The 24077-nt window shown below is 43.2% G+C and carries 19 protein-coding genes and 3 pseudogenes; 10 read left to right on the forward strand and 12 right to left on the reverse strand.

The genetic code is table 11. The features are described 5' to 3' along the window. Nucleotides 1-195 precede the first annotated feature (195 nt). Nucleotides 196-843: a molecular chaperone TorD gene (torD, locus tag AACW06_RS04030; RefSeq protein ID WP_192074094.1), complete on the reverse strand. Its 648-nt coding sequence runs from the start codon at nucleotides 841-843 to the stop codon at nucleotides 196-198. Between the two features lie 257 nt (nucleotides 844-1100). Here torD and torR point away from each other — a divergent pair, with 257 nt between their 5' ends. Then, nucleotides 1101-1811 carry a two-component system response regulator TorR gene (gene torR, locus AACW06_RS04035; protein WP_192074095.1) on the forward strand — a complete coding sequence of 237 codons (711 nt, stop codon included), beginning with the start codon at nucleotides 1101-1103 and terminating at the stop codon, nucleotides 1809-1811. Between the two features lie 93 nt (nucleotides 1812-1904). Here the strand turns inward: torR and elyC are convergent, their stop codons facing one another. Continuing rightward, nucleotides 1905-2717 carry an envelope biogenesis factor ElyC gene (elyC, locus tag AACW06_RS04040; RefSeq protein WP_192074144.1) on the reverse strand — a complete coding sequence of 271 codons (813 nt, stop codon included), beginning with the start codon at nucleotides 2715-2717 and terminating at the stop codon, nucleotides 1905-1907. Nucleotides 2718-2832: 115 nt separating this feature from the next. Between elyC and cmoM the strand changes: the two genes are divergently transcribed. From cmoM to AACW06_RS04065, 5 genes are all read left to right on the forward strand, one after another. After that, on the forward strand, nucleotides 2833-3624 hold the full coding sequence (cmoM, locus tag AACW06_RS04045) for a tRNA uridine 5-oxyacetic acid(34) methyltransferase CmoM (RefSeq protein ID WP_192074145.1): 792 nt from the start codon (nucleotides 2833-2835) through the stop codon (nucleotides 3622-3624). Nucleotides 3625-3626: 2 nt separating this feature from the next. After that, entirely contained in the window at nucleotides 3627-4964 is a 1338-nt protein-coding gene (gene mukF / locus AACW06_RS04050; protein WP_053309971.1) for a chromosome partition protein MukF, read from the forward strand. After that, nucleotides 4945-5676, forward strand: a complete 732-nt coding sequence (gene mukE / locus AACW06_RS04055; RefSeq protein ID WP_192074096.1) for a chromosome partition protein MukE — start codon at nucleotides 4945-4947, stop codon at nucleotides 5674-5676. Before mukF ends, mukE begins: the two co-directional genes overlap by 20 nt. Beyond that, nucleotides 5673-10130 carry a chromosome partition protein MukB gene (mukB, locus tag AACW06_RS04060; RefSeq protein ID WP_192074097.1) on the forward strand — a complete coding sequence of 1486 codons (4458 nt, stop codon included), beginning with the start codon at nucleotides 5673-5675 and terminating at the stop codon, nucleotides 10128-10130. Before mukE ends, mukB begins: the two co-directional genes overlap by 4 nt. Nucleotides 10131-10354: 224 nt before the next feature. Next, on the forward strand, nucleotides 10355-11761 hold the full coding sequence (locus tag AACW06_RS04065; RefSeq protein ID WP_192074098.1) for an amidohydrolase: 1407 nt from the start codon (nucleotides 10355-10357) through the stop codon (nucleotides 11759-11761). A gap of 136 nt (nucleotides 11762-11897) precedes the next feature. Here AACW06_RS04065 and AACW06_RS04070 read toward each other — a convergent pair whose 3' ends face one another. The 7 genes and pseudogenes from AACW06_RS04070 to AACW06_RS20940 form a co-directional block, all read right to left on the reverse strand. Beyond that, nucleotides 11898-12875, reverse strand: a complete 978-nt coding sequence (locus tag AACW06_RS04070; RefSeq protein WP_192074099.1) for an alpha-L-glutamate ligase-like protein — start codon at nucleotides 12873-12875, stop codon at nucleotides 11898-11900. 3 nt (nucleotides 12876-12878) lie between these two features. Next, nucleotides 12879-14387 (reverse strand): inactive transglutaminase family protein, encoded by a 1509-nt coding sequence (locus AACW06_RS04075; RefSeq protein ID WP_176245648.1) that lies wholly within the window; start codon nucleotides 14385-14387, stop codon nucleotides 12879-12881. A gap of 14 nt (nucleotides 14388-14401) precedes the next feature. Next, nucleotides 14402-14839 (reverse strand): annotated as a pseudogene (locus tag AACW06_RS20930) (ATP-dependent zinc protease family protein); the annotation flags it as partial. Between the two features lie 107 nt (nucleotides 14840-14946). Continuing rightward, a pseudogene (locus AACW06_RS20935) lies at nucleotides 14947-15151 on the reverse strand (ATP-dependent Zn protease); the annotation flags it as partial. Between the two features lie 128 nt (nucleotides 15152-15279). Beyond that, the gene (cmoB, locus tag AACW06_RS04085) at nucleotides 15280-16251 is read right to left on the reverse strand and encodes a tRNA 5-methoxyuridine(34)/uridine 5-oxyacetic acid(34) synthase CmoB (RefSeq protein WP_053309964.1); all 972 of its coding nucleotides are present in this window, start codon (nucleotides 16249-16251) and stop codon (nucleotides 15280-15282) included. A gap of 92 nt (nucleotides 16252-16343) precedes the next feature. Then, nucleotides 16344-17072, reverse strand: coding sequence for a carboxy-S-adenosyl-L-methionine synthase CmoA (gene cmoA, locus AACW06_RS04090; protein ID WP_192074101.1), 729 nt, complete (start codon nucleotides 17070-17072; stop codon nucleotides 16344-16346). A 111-nt stretch (nucleotides 17073-17183) separates the two neighbouring features. Beyond that, nucleotides 17184-17381, reverse strand: a pseudogene (locus tag AACW06_RS20940) (DUF72 domain-containing protein); the annotation flags it as partial. Between the two features lie 408 nt (nucleotides 17382-17789). Here AACW06_RS20940 and aspS point away from each other — a divergent pair. Then, nucleotides 17790-19565 (forward strand): aspartate--tRNA ligase, encoded by a 1776-nt coding sequence (aspS, locus tag AACW06_RS04100; protein ID WP_192074102.1) that lies wholly within the window; start codon nucleotides 17790-17792, stop codon nucleotides 19563-19565. Between the two features lie 119 nt (nucleotides 19566-19684). After that, nucleotides 19685-20263 (forward strand): thymidine kinase, encoded by a 579-nt coding sequence (locus AACW06_RS04105; protein WP_053310443.1) that lies wholly within the window; start codon nucleotides 19685-19687, stop codon nucleotides 20261-20263. A gap of 86 nt (nucleotides 20264-20349) precedes the next feature. Here AACW06_RS04105 and AACW06_RS04110 read toward each other — a convergent pair whose 3' ends face one another. The 3 genes from AACW06_RS04110 to AACW06_RS04120 all read right to left on the reverse strand — a co-directional run bounded on the left by AACW06_RS04110 (nucleotide 20350) and on the right by AACW06_RS04120 (nucleotide 22770). Next, the gene (locus tag AACW06_RS04110; RefSeq protein WP_192074103.1) at nucleotides 20350-20982 is read right to left on the reverse strand and encodes a YdcF family protein; all 633 of its coding nucleotides are present in this window, start codon (nucleotides 20980-20982) and stop codon (nucleotides 20350-20352) included. Then, entirely contained in the window at nucleotides 20975-21808 is an 834-nt protein-coding gene (locus AACW06_RS04115; protein ID WP_192074104.1) for an NAD(P)H-binding protein, read from the reverse strand. Before AACW06_RS04115 ends, AACW06_RS04110 begins: the two co-directional genes overlap by 8 nt. Before the next feature lie 71 nt (nucleotides 21809-21879). Further along, a complete protein-coding gene (locus AACW06_RS04120) occupies nucleotides 21880-22770 on the reverse strand; it encodes a LysR family transcriptional regulator (protein WP_192074105.1) in 891 nt (296 codons plus the stop codon). Nucleotides 22771-22866: 96 nt separating this feature from the next. Between AACW06_RS04120 and AACW06_RS04125 the strand changes: the two genes are divergently transcribed. Both AACW06_RS04125 and AACW06_RS04130 read left to right on the forward strand, forming a co-directional pair. Next, complete coding sequence (locus AACW06_RS04125) at nucleotides 22867-23313, forward strand: PACE efflux transporter (protein ID WP_192074146.1); 447 nt, start codon at nucleotides 22867-22869, stop codon at nucleotides 23311-23313. Between the two features lie 33 nt (nucleotides 23314-23346). Continuing rightward, nucleotides 23347-24075, forward strand: a complete 729-nt coding sequence (locus AACW06_RS04130) for a substrate-binding periplasmic protein (protein WP_192074106.1) — start codon at nucleotides 23347-23349, stop codon at nucleotides 24073-24075. Nucleotides 24076-24077 lie beyond the last annotated feature (2 nt).

Below are 24077 nucleotides of genomic sequence, written 5' to 3' on the forward strand. Positions count from 1 at the left end.
TGTTAAGATTGAAGCCTAAAAGTAGTAAAAACACAAAAACCGCCGGAAACAGCGGTTTGCATCTTAAAAATAATTTTTATCGTTTTCAGTCAAGATTTTAGTCTGCAAACGTCAATCAGGCAATGAAAAATCCACTTAATAAATCAGTCAATTGTCACATTTGACTGATTTATTGAGTATCTATGTAAAGACGCGCTAATCGTTAGACAAATACTTGCAGTCCAATTGAAGAAATGCCATTAGCAGCTCGGTTAATGCGCTATAGAACCCGAACTGATCAATTTGTTGGCATCGAAGGTTAAACTGAGGCACCCATGAGAGGATATGCTGTTGGATAAACTCATACTGTTTGACAAAGGCTTGATCTAAATGTTTTTCCTGCTCTAGCTCATTGGATCGAATGATCAAATTCCCCAGAAAGTCTAACTCAATAGCAATGTGATCAGCTGGTTCATTCAGCGCTGTGCTTACCGCAATGTTATGCGATGCCATTAATTCGGTCATCGCTTTTGCTGGTTCAGCATTGAGAAGACCTGATTGACCAATATAAATAGAGGCATATGGCAGAGCAGAATCTTTATTTGATTTTAGAAAAATATCACAGAAATCGGCGGCAAGCTCTAGTTGAGCATCTTCTCTATCCATGAGTCGATTTAATGCATCGACTAGTTTGTCAATTGCAGGTTTAAGGGTTTGGTTGTCACCTAAACCAGTAAGAAACGAGCGAATGGCCTGAGTATGGTATTGTTCTAGTTCCTGCTCAGTTAACTCTTTGACAAATAAGCTAGAAAGCCACCAGTAAATCTCGGCACGCTTTTCATTAAAGGCTTTAGTTTCTTGCATCGTCTTGCTCCAAAAATAATTACTCTGCTAAGTTTAGCGAATAAAAATGAATAGCTATCACTATATAAATGAAAAAATATGACAGAAATTGTTATTTAATTAATGCCGTCTTGGAAGGTTGTTTTGAATCAATAAACCAGCATCTTTCTTTATTTTTAGTCTGCTATTGATAGAATTATGATGATTTATGAATAGAATAAATTTGTACATAGTCTCATACTGAGGCTTAGGCATTTCCATATAAATAAGTGGTGTACATGAGCTATCACGTATTAGTTGTTGAAGATGACGCAGTAACTCGCAGTAAACTGGCCGGATACTTTCAAAATGAAGGTTATAACGTTACAGAGGCGGAGAACGGTACTCAAATGCGAGAGGTGCTTCAGAACAGCGTTATTGATTTGATTATGTTAGATATCAACCTTCCGGGAGAGGATGGTTTGATGTTAACGCGTGAACTACGTAGTCAATCTGATATTGGAATCATCCTGGTTACAGGTCGCACGGATAGCATCGATAAAATTGTTGGTCTCGAAATGGGGGCTGATGACTATGTCACCAAACCATTTGAATTACGTGAACTGTTAGTTCGTGTAAAAAACCTTTTATGGCGAATATCAGCAGCCAATAACCAATTGACTGTTGGCGATACTTCTCAAAATAGTAATCTCGTTCGATTTGGTGAATGGTCATTTGATATTCAACGCCGTGCACTTAGTCGAAGTGGTGAACCGGTAAAATTGACAAAAGCTGAGTATGAGTTGTTGGTTGCATTATCTTCTTATCCTAACCAAGTACTGAGCCGAGAACGTATTTTGAATATGATCAGCCATCGTGTTGATGCGCCTAATGATCGTACGATTGATGTCTTGATTAGACGGATGAGAGCGAAGATGGAATTTGACCCTAAAAACCCACAAATTTTTGTGACGGTGCATGGGGAAGGGTATATGTTTGCCGGAGATTAGTCGTTTATTTTCGATAAAACACGTATCTCGTTGGGTTATTTGAGATGCCAGAAAATAAAAAACCGAAGCAGAGACTTCGGTTTTTTATGTATCTTACAAATTGCTTTCTTGTTGTGGAGCGTTTTCTAAAGCCGTTTCCTCGTAGCCGGATGCCCAATCACGTAGGTTTTGCCACAATAGCCCCAAGGTCTCATACCAATAGCGCTCCGTTTGTTCTAAGTAGCGAGCTTGAGGTGTGTATTTTTCCCAAGCCTGAGCGATATTGTTTTGCGCTAGATAATTGGTTGGCGCGGGAATAGGAGCGAGCCCTGCCGAGTTAAATTCGTTTAATGCGCGTTGCATATGGCTCGCTGAAGTAACGAGTACTAACTTACGCTGTTGAACAAAGGCAGCTGCTTGTCTTGCTTCTTCCCATGTATCTTTCGCGGTTTCAAGCAAAATGATATCGGATTTACTCACTCCGAGTGCGAGCGCTACGGTTGCTAACATGCGAGCGTGACTAAATTCGGAGCCGCCAGAGTAACCAGACAAGATTAATTTTGAACCGGGATACATGCGCATTACTCGAATGCCTTCACTAAGGCGCATCAGTGCGGTTCGGCTGAGTTCAGACGTGGGGGGAATTTGATCGTCAACCACATGCCCACTACCAAGTACCATGACATAATCAATCGCTCCTTCACTAGGAAGGAAGGCAGAATACTGTCTTTCTAACGGCATCAGCATGCGAGTAGCAAAAGGTTGGAAAGAGATCAGGAAGAGAGTTGTCAAAGATAGCAAGACAATCATACAGCCAGTTTTACGTTTGGCTGTGAACATAATAAGCATTAAACCTACAAAACCGAGGATAAGCATCGCCGGGAGAGGCATTAATAATGAGGAAATAATTTTTTTCAGCTCAAACATAAACAAAATAGTCCGAAAAAACACCACTTGAATATAAAAAGGCATGAAGCCTCTTTATTCCTGCCATTCCTATGACAGAATAGCAGCACGATTCGTTATCATACCCCAAGCGACTGTGACTGAAGACCGGAATTTCGACGATATTGCCCACAAATTTGCAAAAAACATATATGGCTCTGACAAAGGTGAGATACGCCAAGTCATTGTTTGGGAAGATATCGAGCAATTAATCGCCATGTTTGGCACCAACTCACAACCCTTACACATTTTGGATGCGGGTGGTGGACTGGCACAAATGTCCCAAAAGTTAGCCAAGCTAGGACATCAAATTACATTATGTGATCTATCTTCGGAAATGTTGTTGTTAGCTGAGCAGGATATTGCAAAAAATGGCTTGCTTGAGCAGTATCAGCTGATTCATTCATCTGTACAGTCAATACAAGAACATTTAACCGCTCCCGTTGATATGGTGATGTTTCACGCTGTGATGGAATGGTTAGCAGAACCGAAAATAGCATTGCAAAACTTGTTAGAACAAGTCAAGCCCGGTGGAATGGCTTCTGTGATGTTCTACAACCATCATGGTTTGGTATATAAAAATGTGGTGTGCGGTAATATTCCTCATGTGCTGAATGGGATGCCACATCGCAAAAGATTTAAACTACAACCACAAAAAGGTTTAAGGCCCGAAGACGTCTATCAATGGATCGAAGATGCGGGGTTTGAGATTTGTGGTAAATCGGGAATTCGTTCATTCAGTGACTACATCGGAAACGTAGCAAGTATGGGCGAATACCAATATGAAGACGTACTGGCACTAGAAAAACAATTGTGTAGACAAGAGCCGTACCTCTCACTAGGTCGATACATTCATGTGTGGGCGCAGAAAAAAATAGAGCAGGAATAACAATGAGTGAGATAACTCAAAGCGCTGCAGAGCAACCAATCGATGAATTGGTTAGCTGGGTAAAGCAGCACGATTTCTCATTGAACCTGACGACAGAGCGGCTTGCGTTCCTTATCGCTATCGCAGTACTGAGCAATGAAAGGTTTGATGAAGAATTAGGTGAGGGGGAGTTACATGACGCGTTCTCCATCGTCACTCGTATGTTTGAAGAGACAGGTGAAGCTTCGGCTTTTCGTGCTAATAACGCGATCAATGAACTGGTTAAGCAGCGATTGGTGAGCCGATTTACCAGTGAAGTAACCGAAGGTGTCAGCATCTACCGTTTATCGCCACTGGCGATTGGTATCACCGATTATTATGTTCGCCACCGCGAATTTTCGAAACTGAAACTCTCCATCCAGCTCTCCATGGTGGCGGATGAAATGGCAAAAGCCATAGAAGCGGCACAAAAAGGCGGCACACCTGGACACTGGAAAAAGAATGTATACGGGGTGTTGAAGTATTCCGTCGGTGAAATATTTGATCGAATTGACCTTAACCAACGAGTAATGGATGAGCAGCAGCAGTCCGTTAAGCAGCAGATAGCCGAGCTCTTGAACAAAGATTGGCGTGAAGCGATCAACAATTGTGAGTCATTACTTTCTGAAACCTCCTCCACATTGCGTGAACTGCAAGATACATTGCAAGCCGCGGGAGACGAGCTTCAAACGCAGATCCTCGATATTCAAGAAATCGTTTATGGATCTTCTGAACTTGAGTTTATTGAAGAAACCTTATTTGGTTTGCAGATGAAGCTTGACCGCATTACAAGTTGGGGTCAGCAGGCTATTGACCTGTGGATTGGTTATGACCGGCACGTACATAAATTTATCCGTACCGCGATAGATATGGATCAAAACCGAGCATTCAGCCAGCGCTTACGTCAATCAGTGAATGACTATTTTGATACGCCTTGGCATCTTACTTATGCTGATGCTGAACGTTTGACGGACCTTCGTGATGAAGCTTTGGTCTTAAGAGACGATGAAGTGATGGGGCAAGTGCCGCTTGAAGTGGAATATGAAGAATTCAAACAGGTCAATGATCAGCTTTCAGAGCGTATCGGCCAGATGTTAAAAGGTCATAAAGACCAAGGCATGCCGATAGACCTAGGTTTGGTGTTGAGAGATTACCTAGCCGCTCATCCTCATACTCATCATTTTGATTTAGCAAGAATTGTTGTCGACCAAGCGGTACGACTCGGTTACTCAGAACACGATTACCGAGCGATTCAACCCGACTGGCAAGCGATCAACGATTTTGGCGCAAAGGTACAAGCAAATGTTATCAACAGATATTAATGAATACATGCCAGAAAACTTGGCAAAAGCAATTACGAATCCCCTTTTCCCCGCATTAGATAGCCAGCTTCGTGCCGGTCGCCATGTTTCTAGTGACGATTTAGATAATCACGCATTCCTATCGGATTTTGAGCTTGATTTAGCATTGTTTTATCAACGTTATAATACTGAATTAGTAAAAGCGCCAGAAGGTTTCTTTTATTTGCGTCCTCGTTCAACGGCATTGATTAACCGAAGTGTGTTATCTGAGTTAGATATGCTCGTCGGAAAAGTACTGTGCTTCCTTTATTTGAGCCCAGAGCGTTTAGCGCATGAAGGCATATTCACCAATCAAGAATTGTATGAAGAGCTGCTATCACTTGCTGATGAGAAAAAGCTAATGAAGCTCGTGACTAACCGAGCAAGCGGCTCTGACTTAGACAAAGAAAAGCTGTTTGAAAAAGTGCGTACATCACTGCGTCGCTTGCGACGTTTAGGCATGATTATCAATTTAGGTGATACCAATAAATTCCGTATCAGCGAAGCGGTATTCCGCTTTGGTGCTGACGTGCGGGTTGGTGATGACATGCGTGAAGCACAATTGCGTTTGATTCGTGATGGTGAAGCTGTGATGCACACTCAAGAACCAAACCAACGTAGCTTATTAGATAACGAACAAGAAATAGAAGAACAAGATGTTAACGAGCAAACAGAGTGGGAAGGTGAAGAATGATTGAACGAGGTAAGTATCAATCACTAACCATGATCAATTGGAACGGCTTCTTTGCTCGTACTTTTGATATTGATGGGTTGGTTACCACATTATCTGGCGGTAACGGTGCGGGTAAATCAACTACCATGGCAGCCTTTATTACTACGTTAATTCCAGACCAAAGTTTGCTCCACTTCAGAAACACAACCGAAGCCGGTAGCTCACAAGCTTCTCGTGATAAAGGTTTATACGGTAAGCTGCAAGCCGGAGCTTGTTATGCGGCGTTAGATGTTGTCAACTCGCGCAAGCAGCGCCTTTTGTTTGCGGTGAAACTGCAACAAGTGGCGGGTCGTGATAAAAAAGTTGATATCAAACCTTTTGTTATTCAAGGTTTACCGAGCCATATCAAACCGACCGATGTGCTAATCGAAAATGTTTCCGACAACCATGCGCGCGTGCGTCAAATCAACGAAGTTAAAGATATTGTGGCAAAAATTGAAGGGGCGCATTTTAAAGCGTTCAATTCAATTGTTGACTACCATGCACAGATGTTTGAATTCGGTGTTGTGCCGAAAAAACTGCGTAACAGTAGCGACCGTTCAAAATTCTACCGTTTGATTGAAGCGTCATTGTACGGTGGTATTTCGAGTGCAATTACTCGCTCATTACGTGACTACCTATTGCCACAAAACGGCGGCGTTAAAAAAGCATTCCAAGATATGGAATCGGCTTTACGTGAAAACCGCATGACGTTGGAAGCCATCAAAACCACGCAAGCTGATCGTGATCTCTTCAAGCATTTAATTACAGAATCAACCAATTACGTGGCGGCTGACTATATGCGTCACGCTAACGAACGCCACAAGAAACTAGAGCAAACTTTAGAGTTACGCAGTGAACTGTTTGGTTCGCGTCATACTTTGATTGAACAAAACAATCTGCTCAATCGCGTACAGGAAGAGTTAGAGTTATTGGTTGAACAAGAATCCGCGTTAGAGCAAGACTACCAAGCGGCTTCTGATCACTTACAACTGGTGCAAAATGCACTGCGTCAGCAAGAAAAAATTGAGCGCTACCAAGAAGATTTAGAAGAGCTCAGTATTCGTCTTGAAGAACAGATGATGGTGGTAGAGGAAGCGCGGGAGCGCGTTTTAATGGCCGAAGAACAAGCCACCATTTCTGAAGATGAAGTGGATAGCTTGAAAAGCCAGCTTGCTGATTACCAACAAGCGTTGGATGTGCAACAAACTCGTGCGCTGCAATACCAACAAGCCGTTCAGGCATTAGATAAAGCTATGCAGCTTTTAGGCGATGACAATTTAACACCAGACAACGCATCCGCATTGGTGAATGAACTTAAGCAGCAGCAAGATAGCAATACCACGACCTTGCTTGCATTAAAGCATAAGTTGGATATGTCTTCCGCAGCCGTTGAGCAGTTTGATCATGCGTTGAAATTGGTGCAAGGTATTGTTGGTGTTATTCCACGTGGTGATGCGGCTGCACAAGCAAAGTTGGTTATCCAGCAAGCACATGATGCCGAACAGATTTGCCAAAATGAACAGCAATGGTATGCGCAGCAACGAGACTTAGAGCGTCGCTTGAATCAACAGCAAACAGCGCGTGAGCTCGTAGCCGGTTACCAAAAGCAGCACCAAGTTGAATTACTTGATGAGCAAATGCTGGAACAAGAGCACGAACGCCACGCTGCGTTGATCGAGTCATTAGAATATGCTCAAGAAGAACTTCGTGAACAGCGTAGTGAACAGCGCCGTTTAGAGCAAGACAAACAGGCTGAAATTCAACGTTTAGAGTCGATTGCACCAACGTGGATTGCAGCAAACGATGCGCTTGAAACATTGCGTGAACAAAGCGGTGCCGAGTTAAAAGATAGCCAGTCGGTTATGGCACACATGCAGCAAGTGCTTGAGCTCGAAAAAGTACAGTCTATTGCCAAAGATAAACTGGCTGAGCGTCGAGCTCAACTAGATAGTGAAATCGAAAGGTTAGCATCACCAGGTGGTTCAAACGACCCACGTTTAAAAGGGTTGGCTGATTCTTTAGGTGGGGTTTTACTTTCGGAAATTTACGATGATATCACCCTCAGCGACGCGCCGTATTTCAGTGCAATGTATGGCCCGGCTCGGCACGCGATTGTTGTGTCTGATCTTTCTGGCATCAAAGAGAAGTTGATTGAGTTAGATGATTGCCCAGAAGATCTTTACATCATAGAAGGCGATATTGATGCATTTGATGACAGCTCATTTAATGCCGATGAATTGGAAGGTGCGGTTTGTGTTCAGCTAAATGAGCGCCAGATGCGTTATTCTCGCTTCCCTGAAATCCCATTATTTGGTCGAGCAGCGCGAGATCAGCGTTTGGAGTTGCTGCGTAACGAGCGCGAAGATGTACTAGAAGCGCATGCAAAAGCAGCGTTTGATTCACAAAAACTGCAACGTCTTTACCAAAGCTTTAATGACTTTGTAGCGAAACATATTCAGGTAGCCTTCAATGCCGACCCTGAGCAAGCACTACAAATCGCGCGTGAACAACGAAATCAAGTAGCCCGTGTTTTGGCTGACTTAGAAGTAAAAGAGCAGCAGCAACGTAGCCAACTGCAGTACAGTAAACAAGCGTTAACTTTGCTTGATAAACTTGCTCCAAGTATGTTGCTGATTGAAGATGACGCCCTGCAAGCGCGTTTTGATGAATTGGAAGAAAAGATCAGCCATTTGTCTGCCGCCAAAGCATTTTTAAGTGCTCACCGCAAAACGATAGCTGAGCTAGAAAACATTACTTCTGCTTTAGATACTGATCCTGAACAGTTTGAAGAACTGACCGTTCAATATCAACAAGCGGATCAAGCGCTGCAAACGTTAAAAGTGCAGATTTTTGCATTATCAGATGTGGTTGAGCGTCGTCATTACTTTAGTTACTCAGATTCTGTTGACCTTCTTAGCAAGAGCAGTGAATTGAGTGAGCAGCTTAAAGCTAAGCTGGTTGATGCTGAAAATGCCCGAACTCGAACTCGTGATGAGCTAAAACAATCGCAAAGCCAAATGAACCAATATAATCAAGTATTGGCTTCGTTAAAAAGTTCACATCAAGCCAAGCTTGAAACGGTTCAAGAGTTCAAACAAGAGCTGCAAGAGTTCGGTGTACATGCTGATGAAGGTGCGCAAGAGCGCGCACAACGTCGCCGCGATGAATTACAAGAACGTTTGCATAGTTCTCGTTCACGTAAGAGCGAATACGAGCGCACTATTACCTCAACCGATCTTGAGATGAAAGCGTTAGTTAAGCGTTTAAAGAAAGTACAAAAAGAGTACCAAGACCTACGTACTTTTGTGGTCAATGCAAAAGCAGGGTGGTGCAGTGTACAGCGTTTAACGCGTGAAAATGATGTAGAGCGTCGCTTACATAAGCGCGAGCTAGCCTATTTATCAGCCGACGATCTGCGTTCTATGTCTGATAAATCATTAGGTGCACTGCGTTTAGCCGTGGCGAATAATGAAGATTTACGTGATGCCCTTCGCTTGTCTGAAGATAACGCGCACCCAGAGCGTAAAGTCTTGTTCTATATTGCGGTCTACCAACATCTACGTGAACGTATCCGCCAAGATATCATCCGAACGGATGATCCTGTCGAAGCGATTGAAGAGATGGAAGTGGAGCTTGCCCGCTTAACGGAAGAGCTGACTCAGCGTGAAAACCGATTGGCAATCAGCTCTGAATCCGTGGCGAGTATTATTAAGAAAACTATCCAACGTGAACAAAACCGTATTCGCATGTTGAACCAAGGGTTATCGAACATTAACTTTGGTCAAGTGAATGGAGTTCGCCTCAACGTCAAAGTGCGTGAGAGTCATGAAATTTTACTAGCAGGTTTAGCCGAGCAGCAAAATCAGCACAAAGATCTGTTTGAAAGTGCGCGTTATACCTTCTCGGAAGCGATGGCTAAATTGTTCCAACGTGTCAATCCACACATTGATATGGGGCAACGTTCACCACAAGTATTGGGTGAAGAACTGTTAGATTATCGTAATTACTTAGAGCTTAGTGTTGAAGTTAATCGTGGATCTGACGGTTGGTTGCAAGCGGAATCAGGTGCACTTTCAACTGGTGAAGCGATAGGTACTGGCCAGTCGATTTTACTGATGGTTGTCCAAAGTTGGGAAGAAGAATCACGACGTCTACGTAGTAAAGACATTATACCTTGTCGTTTATTGTTCTTAGATGAAGCTGCCCGTTTGGATACTAAGTCTATTTCGACCTTGTTTGAACTGTGTGACCGCTTAGACATGCAATTGTTGATAGCCGCGCCAGAAAATATCAGCCCAGAAAAAGGCACAACCTACAAATTAATACGTAAAGTGTTTAAAGATCATGAGCACGTACATGTAGTGGGTTTACGTGGGTTTGGGCAAACGGAAAAATCTAAGTCAGAAGCGCAACAGATGGCTGAAATGCTGTAACTTACAGCGGTAGAAATTGTTAATCATTAAACCCCAATGTATGCCTATACATTGGGGTTTTTACTGTGGGGTATAACTGGTTCGATAATACTTGTGAGAAATTATGACAATATGATTTATTGTGAATCAGCGTCACGTTTTTTAACTTTTGTACGTAAACCCAATTATTTAGCGTATTTCCTCACGTATTATTGATGCAATTATTGATACATCAGGTGGTTGTAATGTTTAAGAAAACCTTATTAGTGACATCGATAGCGGCGACTTCTTTGATTGGCTCTTTTGCTATAGCAGCAGAAAATGTTGATTTACTCATTACCAATGCAATGGTATTGACGATGGATAACGATAAGAAAGTTTATCCAAGCGGGTTGGTTGCTGTTAAGGAAAATCAAATAGTTGCTGTTACCGATGGTCGCGATATTGACCAATATAAAGCACTGAAAATCATTGATGCCGAGGGTGATATCGTAATGCCCGGTCTAATCAATACACATACTCATGTCTCGATGACGGTGTTTCGCTCTCTTGCAGACGATGTGCCGGATCGTTTGCATCGATATATCTTCCCACTCGAAGAAAAACTAGTGTCACCTGATATGGTGCGTATTGGTGCTCAGCTAGGTAATGTAGAAATGCTCAAAGGTGGTGTGACTACCTATGCTGATATGTATTACTTTGAGGATGAAGTGGCTAAAACGGTCGATAAAATTGGTATGCGAGCGGTGTTAGGGCAGACGGTCATCCAATTCCCCGTAGCTGATGCGCGTAATGCCGAAGAGGGCATTCAATATGCACTTAACTTTATTGAACAATATAAAGATCACCTACGAATTACGCCTGCCTTTGCTCCGCATGCACCGTATACCAATACCACTGAAATCTTACAGAAAATCACTCAGTTATCGCTCAAACATCAAGTGCCCGTTCTGATTCATCTTGCTGAGTCTGATCGCGAAGACCAAGTGATTGCTGAGCGTAGTGGTGGCAAAAGCCCTGTGGCCTATATGGCTGATATTGGAGCATTAACCCCTAACTTAGTGGGGGCGCATGTTATTAATGTCTCAGACAGTGATATTGAACTGCTGAAGAAACATGATGTAGGTATTGCCCACAACATGAGTGCCAATATCAAATCTGCGAAAGGGGTATCACCTGCACTAAAAATGTTTGATGATGGATTACGTATCGGGCTAGGGACCGATGGACCGATGTCAGGCAACACATTAAGTACAATGGATGAACTGAACCAAGTGGCGAAAGTGCATAAACTAGCGAATAAAGATCGCGCAGCAATGCCGCCAATTAAAGTGGTTGAGATGGCAACAATAGGTGCGGCGCGAGCTCTACACATGGAAGATAAAATTGGTTCGCTTGAAGTCGGTAAACAGGCCGATATTATCGTCATTGATACTAAAGCGCCGAATATGGTGCCTGTATATAACCCTTATTCTGCCTTAGTTTATTCTGCGTACGCGACCAATGTTAAGCACTCCATTGTTGATGGTAAGCTATTGATGAAAGATAGAGAAGTATTGACGGTTAACGAAGACGAGATTCGTCAGGAAGCGTTAACATTTGCCGATAAAGTGCGTAAAACAGTCATTGAAAGTGGCAATGTGGTCCAATAACACTCCACTACTGTAGGCTTATTTATGAAAATGGGTGGTAATGTGAAAGACGCACATTACTACCCATAATTTTTCAGTTAAACCATCAATCCATGAGTGCTTATGTAAATGTCATCATGCACGAAGTGCTTGAGCATTAGTTGACCAACTCTCCAGTACCAAAATGTTTGGCTGCATAAATCACACGCTCTTCGGCACTTGGGTAAATAAGAGGTGAGCCCAAACCTTCAATATGTTGTAAGCGTGGAAGTAGGCCGGCACCATTTGCAATTTGTATCGCAAGACCTGGGCGTGCATTGAGCTCTAGAACCATAGGCCCTTCTTCTTTATCCAACACCATATCTGTCCCCATATAACCAAGGCCTGTCATTTCCCATGCACTGGATGCAAGTGTGAGTAGTTTTCTCCAATGAGGTACTTGCAATGTTGCTAGCTCTTTTCCGGTATCGGGATGTTCAGTAATAGGTAAGTTAAATTGTACAGCGCGTACAGCTTTGCCAGAGGCGATATCGATACCAACCCCAACAGCACCTTGGTGCAAGTTTGCTTTACCATCTGAAGCCGAAGTCGATAGGCGCATCATTGCCATTACGGGATAGCCTTTAAATACGATGATGCGAACATCAGGAACACCTTCGTAGCTAAAGCCATCAAAGCAGTCATCAAACTTAATCAAGTTTTCGACAACCGCTACATCGTTCTTGCCACCCAAAGAAAACAGACCGGCTAAGGCATTACTAATATGACGCTCAACATCTTCTTCATTGATACTTGTACCCGATGGTTTGGTATAAACGCCATCTTTATGTGAGGTGATTACTAAAATCCCTTTGCCGCCACTGCCTCGTGCCGGTTTTATAACAAAACCCGGCCAGCCTTTGACCATATTATGGATACGTTTTACATCGGCTTGATTGCTGATCACACCAATCAACTTAGGTACGGTACATCCCGCTCGTTCAGCAATCAATTTGGTTTGCAGTTTATCGTCAACCAGTGGATATTTTGAGCGATCATTGTATCGACCAATATAGCTGTGGTTACGTTTATTCATACCCATAATGCCTTTACGGCGTAACTTAAGCGGTGAGGTGTATTCTGATAGTGAAAACATCCTTTAGTCCTCGGCTAGTGGTTTAAAGCGACGAAGTTCACTTAAGCGGTATCCTGTGTAAGTCCCTAGTAGCAAAATAGCGGCCAACACGATAAGTTGCAATCCGATAAAGTTAAATGTTAAATGCTGCACGTATGAGTTAGTCATACCGAGGTAGATTAATACCGAAGTGAAAAGGGAGCCTCCGCCTTGTAAAAGAACCTCTTTTGCTCCTTCTTCTTCCCATAGAATCGACATACGTTCGATTGTCCAAGAAAGAATGATCATCGGGAAGAAGGTAATGGATAAACCTTCAGTTAAACCGATCTTAAAGGCCACTACCGTAAAGACGGAAATGATCATAATAACCGTAATGATTACGGCTGAAATCCTGGCCACTAACAGCAAGTTCAATTTCGATAAATAGCTGCGAATGATTAAACCAGTTCCGACAATCAACAAGAAACCGACGATACCGGTTAATAGCTGAGTTTGGACAAAAGAAACGGCGATCAATACTGGCATAAAGGTACCAGATGTTTTCAAACCAATGATTACGCGTAAAAAGACAACAATAAGCGCACCAATGGGGATCAGCATGATGGTTTTAAACATCGCTTGCTCTTCAAGGGGCAAGCTGTGAATGGAGAAGTTTAAAAGCTTGTCGGCTTCAATTTTGTTATTGGTTGCCGTTTGTGATGACACTTCTTGCGACAGCATTGTGAAGTGAACTTGGCTATTTTGACCGCCGATGACATCAAGTAGAGATACGTTCGACTCGTCCCAAACCAATAGGTTTGGATGGGTAGGTTGAGTCCCTGTTTCAGGGTTAAATAACAACCACTGCTTTCCATTCCATATTTGATTCATGTGTTGAATCATTTGGCGTCGACGACCATCCTCCAAAGTAATAACACCAACGACTTTGTTTGGAACCTGAGCATAAGAAAGCAATTTTTCCGTCGCCTCAACTTTGGTCATTGTATTCAAAAGTAATGATGAGTTTTGGCTATCAGTATCGTTGAGTGCTTTGATTAATTCTCTGGTGAAAGTGATGTCGTCTGCCGAACGTCGGTTTGCTTGCTCAATTAAGGCTAGCGCTGCGGCTTCTTCTGGACCATTAAAGGTCGGTTTAACCACCGCTTCATCCGTAGGAGGAATTGAGTCGCTATCAGCTTGTGGATCCACCAAAAATTGAGCTTTGTAATAAATAGTTTGTGGACCTTCAGCTTTACGAATCGACCATTCTGCGCGTCGGCCTGTGTCAGTTGTAATGTAGGATACGCCGTAACCCGGGGATGATGAGGACTCATTAATTAAGGTATAGCCGTCCTGTGTATGAGGTACAGCTAACGAAACTTTCGCCTCTTTATCCATGGCGGTGAATTCGACTCTAGCTTCAATATCCCAAACTTGGCGAGTTTCTCCGGGTGTCCATGGCACCCCATAGGTCTGATGGCGAAATACACTGAGTGTGATGCCTGCCGCTATCAATAAGAATACTGATAGGTAAAATGGAACTCGTGATGTCATAAGTTACCCTAGGTTTATTTAGTTTCCGAGTGGATGTATTGGCGACTGACATCGACCAACGCGATATCTCGAATAAATTCACGACCTAGCAAAATAGGATGACTCATTTGAGAGCGATCAGCTAAAGTGAATTGTGCCTTTTCGTGAATGCTGCCTAGTTTTACCCATAGCTCCACCACCGCACGACGCTCAGTTTCACTATTAGTTGACTGACGAATTTTCACGAAACGAATAATAGGGGACTCGATCCAATTACTATCATTGGTGGGTTTGACTCCGTCTGAAAGGTGAAAGCGAACCCAGTTTTTGCCGTTGCGTTCAAATTCTTCAATATCAATAGCATTGAGTGATGACGTTGCTGCTCCCGTATCGACACGAGCATCGAAAGATTGATTTATCGAGTCAATGGTGACTTTTTCAACCTCACCCAGCACTACGTCAAAGCGAGACTTTTGAATTGACTGAGTTTTGAGATTCGGTGCTGATTTTTGTGAAACGGATACTGAATTATTTGGCTGAGTTGGCGCGCTGAGGGTTTTTATCTTCGCTATTTTTTGGTCGAGTTTCGAGATTTGTTCCTCGAGGTTCTCAATATAATCGTTCTGGTTATTTAACTGAAGTTCCAGATTGCTCATCGTATTGTTGAGGTTAGATTCAGACGTTTGAATCGCTGCTAGGGTAGCTTGATGGTATTGTTCGCCATTGGTCAGTGCGCAGCCTGACAGTAAAGCAATCGCAGTAACGGGTGCTATTCGCTTAAACATTTGCGACCTTATTTTGTTTGGTGGATAAGTGCTTGTAAACCCAAGTTTAGCCCATAAAAAAGGATGCGTGAAGCACCCTTAGGCAAGGTTAGTGTTATACATACCACAAAGCGTTAAAACTGTGTCAATTATGGCTTTTTAGCGACAAGAATGGCACGCCTTGGCGCAGGGTAACCTTCAACTGTTTTTGTTGGATCGTTAGGGTCAAGATAATCCGGCAGTGAATTATGTGTCATCCACTGTGTGGTTCGCTGCTCACCCACCGAGGTGACATTTTCATCGACGATACGAACATCTTCAAATCCACATTTTTCTAGCCACATTTTAAGCGCTTTAGCGGAAGGGAAGAAGTAGACGTTACGCATCTGTGCATAGCGGTCAACGGGAACCAAAACCGCATTTTCGTCACCTTCAATAACCAAGGTTTCAAGGATCAACTCTCCGCCAGAGACCAATTGGTTTTTTAATTGAATAAGATGATCTAATGGTGAACGTCGATGGTAAAGCACGCCCATGCTAAATACCGTATCGAACGCATTGAGCTCAGGCAATTGCTCTATCCCTAACGGCAGTAAATGTGCTCGTTGATCGTCGCCCAGTAACTTTCGCACCGCCTCAAACTGCACCAAGAAAAGGTGAGATGGGTCAATACCCACGCATAAACGAGCACCTTCGCCAAGCATGCGCCACATGTGATAACCGTTGCCACAGCCGACATCCAAAACGGAGCGATTATTAAGTGGTGAAATGTGCGGCAATACGCGATCCCACTTCCAATCAGAGCGCCACTCTGTATCAATATGGATATCATGCAGAGTGTATGGTCCTTTACGCCATGGGTGAAAAGTCTTAAGTAAGCTTTCCAGTTTTTTTTGCTCACCAATTTCAAGGGGTGAACTATTCGATAGAGTGACTGAATCTTTCAGATCAATATTATCGGGTATTCCCGCAGGGATCTTGTTGAGCGCTCGTACCCAGCGGTCAAAGTCACCATGTTCAGCGTTTTGCCAGTCCGTCAATTGCTGTGGCAAAATGTTCAGCCAAGGTTGAAGACGAGTATCTTGGGCGATCAGTTGATAAAAATTGGCAAAGTTAAACATTGTACAAGGTATTCCTAGCGTTGGGTAAAAGCCCTAAAGACGGTGTAGAGATGGATACTCATACCGTTAGAGAGAATGGGGTAAACATTAAGCTATTTAATAGCGAACATTGAGCCAAAATTGAAGCACTGAAACCATACTTCGAAGCTTGAGAAACCAATTTTCTCAAAGCGTGTTTTGTGAGCGGTGATAGAGTCAGGACGCATCACATTTTCAATCGCACTGCGTTTTTGACTGATTTCAAGTTCGCTATAACCATTAGCACGCTTAAAATCATGGTGTAAATCTATCAAAAGTTCATGAGCCGTTTCGTCTTCAAACACATATTTCTCAGATAAAATCAGTATGCCACCGGGGCGAAGGCCCGCGTAGATTTTTTCAAGCAGCGCCAAACGATCTTCAGGTGACAAAAATTGTAGAGTGAAATTGAGCACAACAACAGAGGCATCGCTGATTTCAATTTCTCGAATATCGGCTTCGATCACCTCCACTGGCATGTCAGAACGGTAGGCGTTGATGTGCAGTTTGCAGCGTTCAACCATTGCAGGAGAATTATCAACCGCAATAATTTTGCAACCTTCTTGCTTGATATGGCGACGCATTGAGAGTGTTGCAGCGCCTAACGAACAACCCAGATCGTAGATCGTCGAATGAGGTTTTACAAAACGTTCAGCTAGCATCCCAATGGCAGAGATTATGTTGCTGTACCCCGGCACAGAGCGTTGGATCATGTCTGGGAATACTTCAGCAACACGTTCATCAAACGTGAAATCACCAATTTTATCGATCGGAGCAGAAAAGATGATGTCTTTATGGCTCATGGGTTTACCTCACGGCGGCTAGCAAAAGGGCAATGGTTATTCTAATACCCCAAAAAAGGCGCGTATTTTATGAGAAAACCATGCGTCTGTCATTAATCTCAAGCAGTAACTTCAAAACATCGTGATTTGGTGGTTATCTTTCTGTGCAGGAAATGAAGCCAATTTGGGCAGCGTAATCTGCTGTTGAAGTTGTTGGTAGAGCTTTAAGGCAAGCTGCGGAGCTTCGACATTATCTGGCGTATGTATCATTAAGTAAGGCTGCTTACCTTGTGCAATCCATTGTGGCAACTTAGCCATCCAAGGGGTAAAGTTCGACGGTATGAAATACGCTGGCATACTTTTCTAGCCGTTGTGCAGCTTGGGTGCCAGAACCATAGAATCCGCTTTGCCATCTAGGGTGTGACCAAAGAGTGAGCCCCAGTTGTAGTGGTAAATCTGCCATAACTACCTTTTATTCACTTTTAAAAGAATTACTCTACGAGAGTTTTGATGATTTGGATATTTTAACGCTATAATCAGCTCCAATTTTTCGGTTGTATGGCTATTTTGGTTGATTATTGGCCTAAAAAGCAGCAACGCTTGATAAAACACAACAAATTGTATTCTGGAAGGTCGATTTTGCGCATCTTTCAGCGTATAAATGGAACTTTGCGCTGCCGAGACATTGAAGCTCAGTAGCTTAGAATTGATAATTAATTAGAGATTGGGAAATTCATTATGCGTAGCCATTATTGTGGTCACCTGAACAAGTCCCTCGCAGGACAAACTGTAGAGTTGTGCGGCTGGGTTAATCGCCGTCGTGATTTAGGCGGTCTTATCTTTGTTGATATGCGAGATCGTGAAGGCATCGTTCAGGTGGTGGTTGATCCGGATATGGCCGATGTATTTGAAGTTGCCAACCAACTGCGTAATGAGTTCTGCATTAAGTTGACTGGTGAGGTTCGCGCTCGTCCTGAAAGCCAAATCAATAAAGATATGGCAACGGGTGAAGTTGAAATTCTAGCAACGGGTCTTGAAATCATTAACCGTTCAGATGTACTGCCTCTCGATTTCAACCAAAAGAACTCTGAAGAGCAGCGTTTAAAATATCGCTATCTTGACCTACGTCGTCCAGAAATGAGTGATCGCATTAAACTGCGTGCTAGAGCATCAAGCTTCGTTCGTCGTTTCTTAGATGAAAATGGCTTCCTTGATATTGAAACACCTGTGCTTACCAAAGCGACACCAGAAGGTGCGCGTGATTACTTAGTGCCAAGTCGTGTTCACAAAGGCAGCTTCTATGCATTGCCACAATCTCCTCAGTTGTTTAAGCAATTGCTGATGATGTCTGGTTTTGACCGTTACTACCAAATCGTAAAATGCTTCCGTGACGAAGATTTACGTGCTGATCGCCAACCAGAATTTACTCAAATCGATATTGAAACGTCATTTATGAGCGCCGATCAAGTGCGTGAAGTGACGGAAAAAATGGTTCGTAACATGTGGCTTGAGCTACTAAATGTAGACTTAGGTGATTTCCCTGTGATGCCGTATAGCGAAGCGATGCGTCGTTTTGGTAGCGACAAACCGGATCTACGTAACCCATTAGAGCTTGTCGATGTTGCAGACCTAGTTAAAGATGTTGATTTTAAAGTATTCTCAGGCCCTGCAAATGATGAAAAAGGCCGCGTAGCGGTTATCCGTGTTCCTGGTGGTGCTGCATTGACTCGTAAGCAAATTGATAGTTATGCTGAGTTTGTTGGTATTTATGGTGCGAAAGGTTTGGCATGGATGAAGGTCAACGACCGCGCTGCAGGTATGGAAGGTGTTCAATCTCCAGTCGCGAAATTCCTTTCTGAGGATGTGGTAAACGGTATTTTAGATCGCACACAAGCAGAGTCTGGCGACATCATTTTATTTGGCGCGGACAAGGCAAACGTTGTTTCTGAAGCAATGGGTGCATTACGTTTGAAGTTAGGTAAAGACCTAGAGATCACCAATGACAAAGCATGGGCACCGTTATGGGTTGTTGACTTCCCAATGTTTGAGGAAGATGACGAAGGCAACCTACATGCTATGCACCACCCGTTCACATCGCCATTGAATCTAACGGCTGAAGAGCTGAAAGCTAACCCTGCGGTTGCTAACTCTAATGCTTATGACATGGTTCTAAACGGTTATGAAGTTGGCGGCGGTTCGGTACGTATTCACAATGCAGAAATGCAATCAACCGTTTTCGATATCCTTGGTATCGATGAAGCTGAGCAAAAACTGAAATTTGGTTTCCTTTTAGACGCACTGAAATTCGGTACGCCACCGCATGCAGGTCTTGCCTTTGGCCTTGACCGTCTTGTGATGTTGTTGTGTGGGACCGAGAATATTCGTGATGTGATCGCCTTCCCTAAAACGACCGCTGCAGCGTGTCTGCTAACAGATGCTCCAAGCCTAGCGAACCCAGCTTCGCTGCAAGAGTTGGCTATCGCTGTTACCGCAGCCAAAGAAAAAGCTGAATAAAAATAGTGAGTAGGGTGGCGAAAGTCACCCTCTTTATTTTTGGTTGGTTATAAAGCAACCTCGTAATTTGAGTGAGCATGTCTCTCTCGCCAATTGACTTAGTGATAGGAACCTTTCTTTTGGCTCAAATGTATTTTTACTACTCTGCGATGAATGCAGGGAAATCCACAACACTTCTGCAATCTTCATTTAATTATCAAGAACGTGGCATGACGCCGGTCATTTTCACGGCGGCGATCGACGATCGTTTTGGTGTTGGAAAAGTAAGCTCACGTATTGGTTTAGAATCTGATGCTCAATTATTTCATGCTGAAAGTAATCTTTATCAAGAAATTGAAGCATTGAATAAACAGCAAAAGCGCCACTGTATCTTGGTCGATGAGTGCCAATTCTTATCCAAAGAGCAGGTGTATCAATTAACTGAAGTGGTCGATAAACTACACATTCCCGTACTTTGCTACGGCTTACGCACGGATTTCCTTGGTGAGTTGTTTGAAGGCAGCAAGTATTTGCTTTCTTGGGCCGATAAGCTGGTGGAATTGAAAACGATTTGTCATTGTGGCCGTAAAGCCAATATGGTGATCCGAACGGACGAACATGGTGTCGCGATCGCAGAAGGTGATCAAGTGGCTATTGGCGGTAACGATAAATATGTTTCAGTTTGCCGCGAGCACTATAAAGAAGCGTTAGGCAAATAACCCTCATCCTTGAAGCTGTAGTATATCCGTTGACCCCAACCGCAGTCTTATACAAAGGGAGGTTAGCCTCCCTTTGTGTATTTTGGTCAAAGGTTTAATCTCAATAAAGCGTGATACGCTTGCTCGACCTCATCTGGAATAATTTGCTTCGTTTGAAAGCCTTGTTCGGGGTAGGTTTTTATCCTCGAAAAATCCTCAAGTAGGGCAGTCAATGCCACATCTAAAGTGAATTCCTCGTTGAGGTAATCGAAAAACGATTCGCCAGTCGAGGTCACAACCAGTGATTGGTAATGCTCAGGCCATTGTTTTTCGAAAGTCGCAAAGGCTCGGCGTTCCATAAATGGTTTTTGAACCAAAATAATACGCTGTGTTTGTATCGATTTTTGCTGAAGTAGATCGTGAGCTAATAGCACGTTCTCTCCTGAATTTGTGGCGTGAGTTTCGAGTAGAATATGTTCACTCGGTACGCCTGCATCTTTAGCAATGGTGGCGAATGTTTCCGCTTCGCTTTTGTCAAAAAGCCCCTCAGTAAAACGGCCCTGACCACCTGAAAACATTAAGTAAGGTGCCAGTTTTTGATGATATAGAGAGGTCGCATATTCAGCAACACGAACATCATTGCTGCAAAAAACAAGGATAATGTCAGCCGGACTGAGTTGTTGCCCCATTTGCATGTATTGCCAAAGCGTTTCGATATGTTGGTATAGATGTTTACTCATGGATCGCGAGTGCCTCTAAGGTACTGCCATAATGGAATTGATAACCTAATTGTTCGATTTTGTTGCTCATTATGCGTTTGTCTGCAATGTCGACAACGGGAGGGAGAGGAGAGTTTAATTGTGCGGCATTTAGCGCTGCTTGATAAAACTCGGCTTTACTGACAGTTTGTGGTGTTGTGGCATTTACAATTTGATTCGACAATTTTTCCGCAGCAAAAGTCACCACTCCGACAGCATCCTCCAGATGCAACATATTTGCCGGTGCCAATCGACTGACTTGCGGCAGGCGCGCCGCAAAGCGCGAGGGATGACGATTCGGGCCAATTAACCCACTACAGCGCACGATAACGTAATTAAGATCAGAATCGATCACATATTGTTCGGCTTGGAGCATAATTCGTGCACCATCACTGAAGGCTTCATTTTGTTGTGCCAACAAGTATGAGGCATCTTGTTCTAGCATTTCCTTTGCTACGTTAGGGTACACCGATGTAGAACTGACCATTATAATTTTTTTTACATTGGCGAGTTTGGCTTGCTCAACCAAATATTGCCACTGCATGGGGTAGTCTTGCCCTTTTCCTTTTCGTAAGCCCGGCGGAAAACAGCCAATAACAATGTCACTGTGTTGTTGAATAAGGTGTTGGGATAAACTGTGATCGCGCTGAGTTAGATCGCAGCGGAAAGCGTGTAACCTTTTGTCTGTCAGCTCGTTAACACCACAAAGAGTGGTTCGGCTAGCATAAACACGGTGTGCTTTCGTAAACAGAGTTTGCGCTAAGGGAAGACCTAGCCAGCCTGTACCGATAATCGTTATTGTACTCATGAAACAAGTTCTCCCTAAGTTGTTACATCATTAAATAGAGCTTCTACCTTGACCAACGAGTGGTCGTTTACTTAAGAAAATGCCAATGGACGAAGTGTCCGAATAAGTTGCCGCGCGGCTTTGTGAATAGGGTCAGAACTCAATTTTTGATGTTGAATCACGTCGATATTCGTAAACCAAGCCAATTGTTCAAACTCCACCGGAACGCGAACCAGTTTACCACGGGCATGTTCACTTTCCGCGAGGTGAGTCGGCAGTAAGCACCAACCAAGACCATCAATCGCCATCTCTAGCAATAAATAATAATTATCGGCATACCAAATGTCGGGGCTGAGTGCTTGATTGGTGCTACTGAACTTATGGTTACGTGAGCGAATAATTAATTGTCGATGAAGCCTAAGCATATCAATATGTGCCGCTTTGTTACGAGCCAGTTCATGTTCAGCAGCGACATAAACATCAAATTTTATCGAGCCAACACTTTCAAAATCTAAATTGCTGGGTAACACAAATTCACTAAATACGATCCCACAGGTGGCTCTTTCTTGTTCCACCATCTCAATGACGTCAGAACTTGAAGCGCTCAGACATTCAATTTCAATCATCGGAAACTGCAATGATAACTCGCTAAATAGACGCGGAATACCTTGTAGCGGAATACCTTCATCCATGGCCAATGAAAATTGTTGATTCGGCGTAGAAGCGAGTAACTTGGCATGGTGGGTTAGGCGCCGGTGTTGTTGCAAGGTCGCTTCAGCATAAGGCAACAGCTTCTTACCTTCGGTCGTGATCTGTGGGTATCGACCGGAACGGTTAAATAAAGTGACGCCACAATCAATCTCAAGGTTCATTATGTGTTGGCTAATCACCGATTGTGCCTTGCCGAGTTGCCGAGCTGCACCTGAAAACGACCCTGAAGTGATCGTTGCAACATAAGCTTCTAATTGTTCAATGCTCAACATATCTATTTAATCGATACTATATGATTTTTAAGTATCTATAATATAGATGAAAATGACGGCATCAAAAATATCTCAATCAAAAATAAGAGAGATTCTATATCGGTCAAAGAACGAATTTTCCATGCTGTTGTTTTTGAACTTACCGCACTCGCAATTTTAATTCCTCTTTCAGCCTTGATTACTGGGCAAGGTAGTGGTGACTTGGCTATGGTGGGGGCCGGATTAAGCTTACTTGCCGTAGTTTGGAACTATCAATACAACATTCTATTTGATCGATTATTTGGCAGTGATAGATCTGGCCGAAGCGCGAAAATACGGCTCTTACATACCACTGGTTTTGAAGGTGGGCTGGTTTTTGTGTCTATCCCTGCTATTGCTTGGGTTTTAGAGAGCACGCTTTGGCATGCATTGATATTGGATATTGGATTCCTAGTGTTTTTCTTTATTTATACGATGCTCTTTAACTGGTGCTATGATAAATGGCATCCGTATAAACTTTGGTCTTTAAGAGTAGAGGCTCAAAAGAGTGATGAGCTAAAATAGTTAACTAACTGAGTAGTGAGGAGATTTCAGGGCATGAAGTTGAGAATATTACTCATATTACTAGTTGCCTTTAATGTGAATGCTGAGCGACAGACGGTTTACCTCACTTCATTGGAGTGGCCGCCCTATTCTGGCGCTCGTTTGATAGAAAATGGTTTCTCTGTGGCAGTTGCACGAGCCGCATTCGATATCATGGGTTATAAGCTCGAGGTCGATTTTAATCCATGGTCACGCACGGTTGCATCGGTCGCTAAGAAAGATCTCTATATTGGTTACTTCCCTGAATATTTTTTCGAAACGGACAGTTTTGTATTTTCTGAACCAATAGGGACTGGGCCTCTTGGTTTTGTTGAGGCGATAGCAAAACCAATTTTATGGCAGTCTTTACAGGACTTGACCGATTATCGTCTTGGTGTTGTGCAAGGCTATACAAATACTGCTGAGTTGGATGAGCTAATTGAAAAAGGTGAGGTTGATTGGGAGGCTGAAATTGATGACAGGCATAATATTTACAAAGTGGCTAAAGGGAGGCTTGATCTTGCGGTGATTGATGTCAACGTGTTTGAATATTTAGTTGCTACAGACGCAAGAGCAGATATCCTTAAATCACGAGTCAAAATGAATGAAAGGTTATTGTTGGATGCTGAATTGTTTGTTGCATTTAAGAATACAGAACAAGGTAGGAGATGGAGAGGAGTGTTTAATGAAGGGCTAAAGCAAGTGGATATTGATGTTATAGCCCAACGTCTGAATCACAAATAAAC

The sequence above is a fragment of the Vibrio sp. S12_S33 genome, assembly GCF_963889785.1.
Classification (GTDB): Bacteria; Pseudomonadota; Gammaproteobacteria; order Enterobacterales; family Vibrionaceae; genus Vibrio; species Vibrio aestuarianus.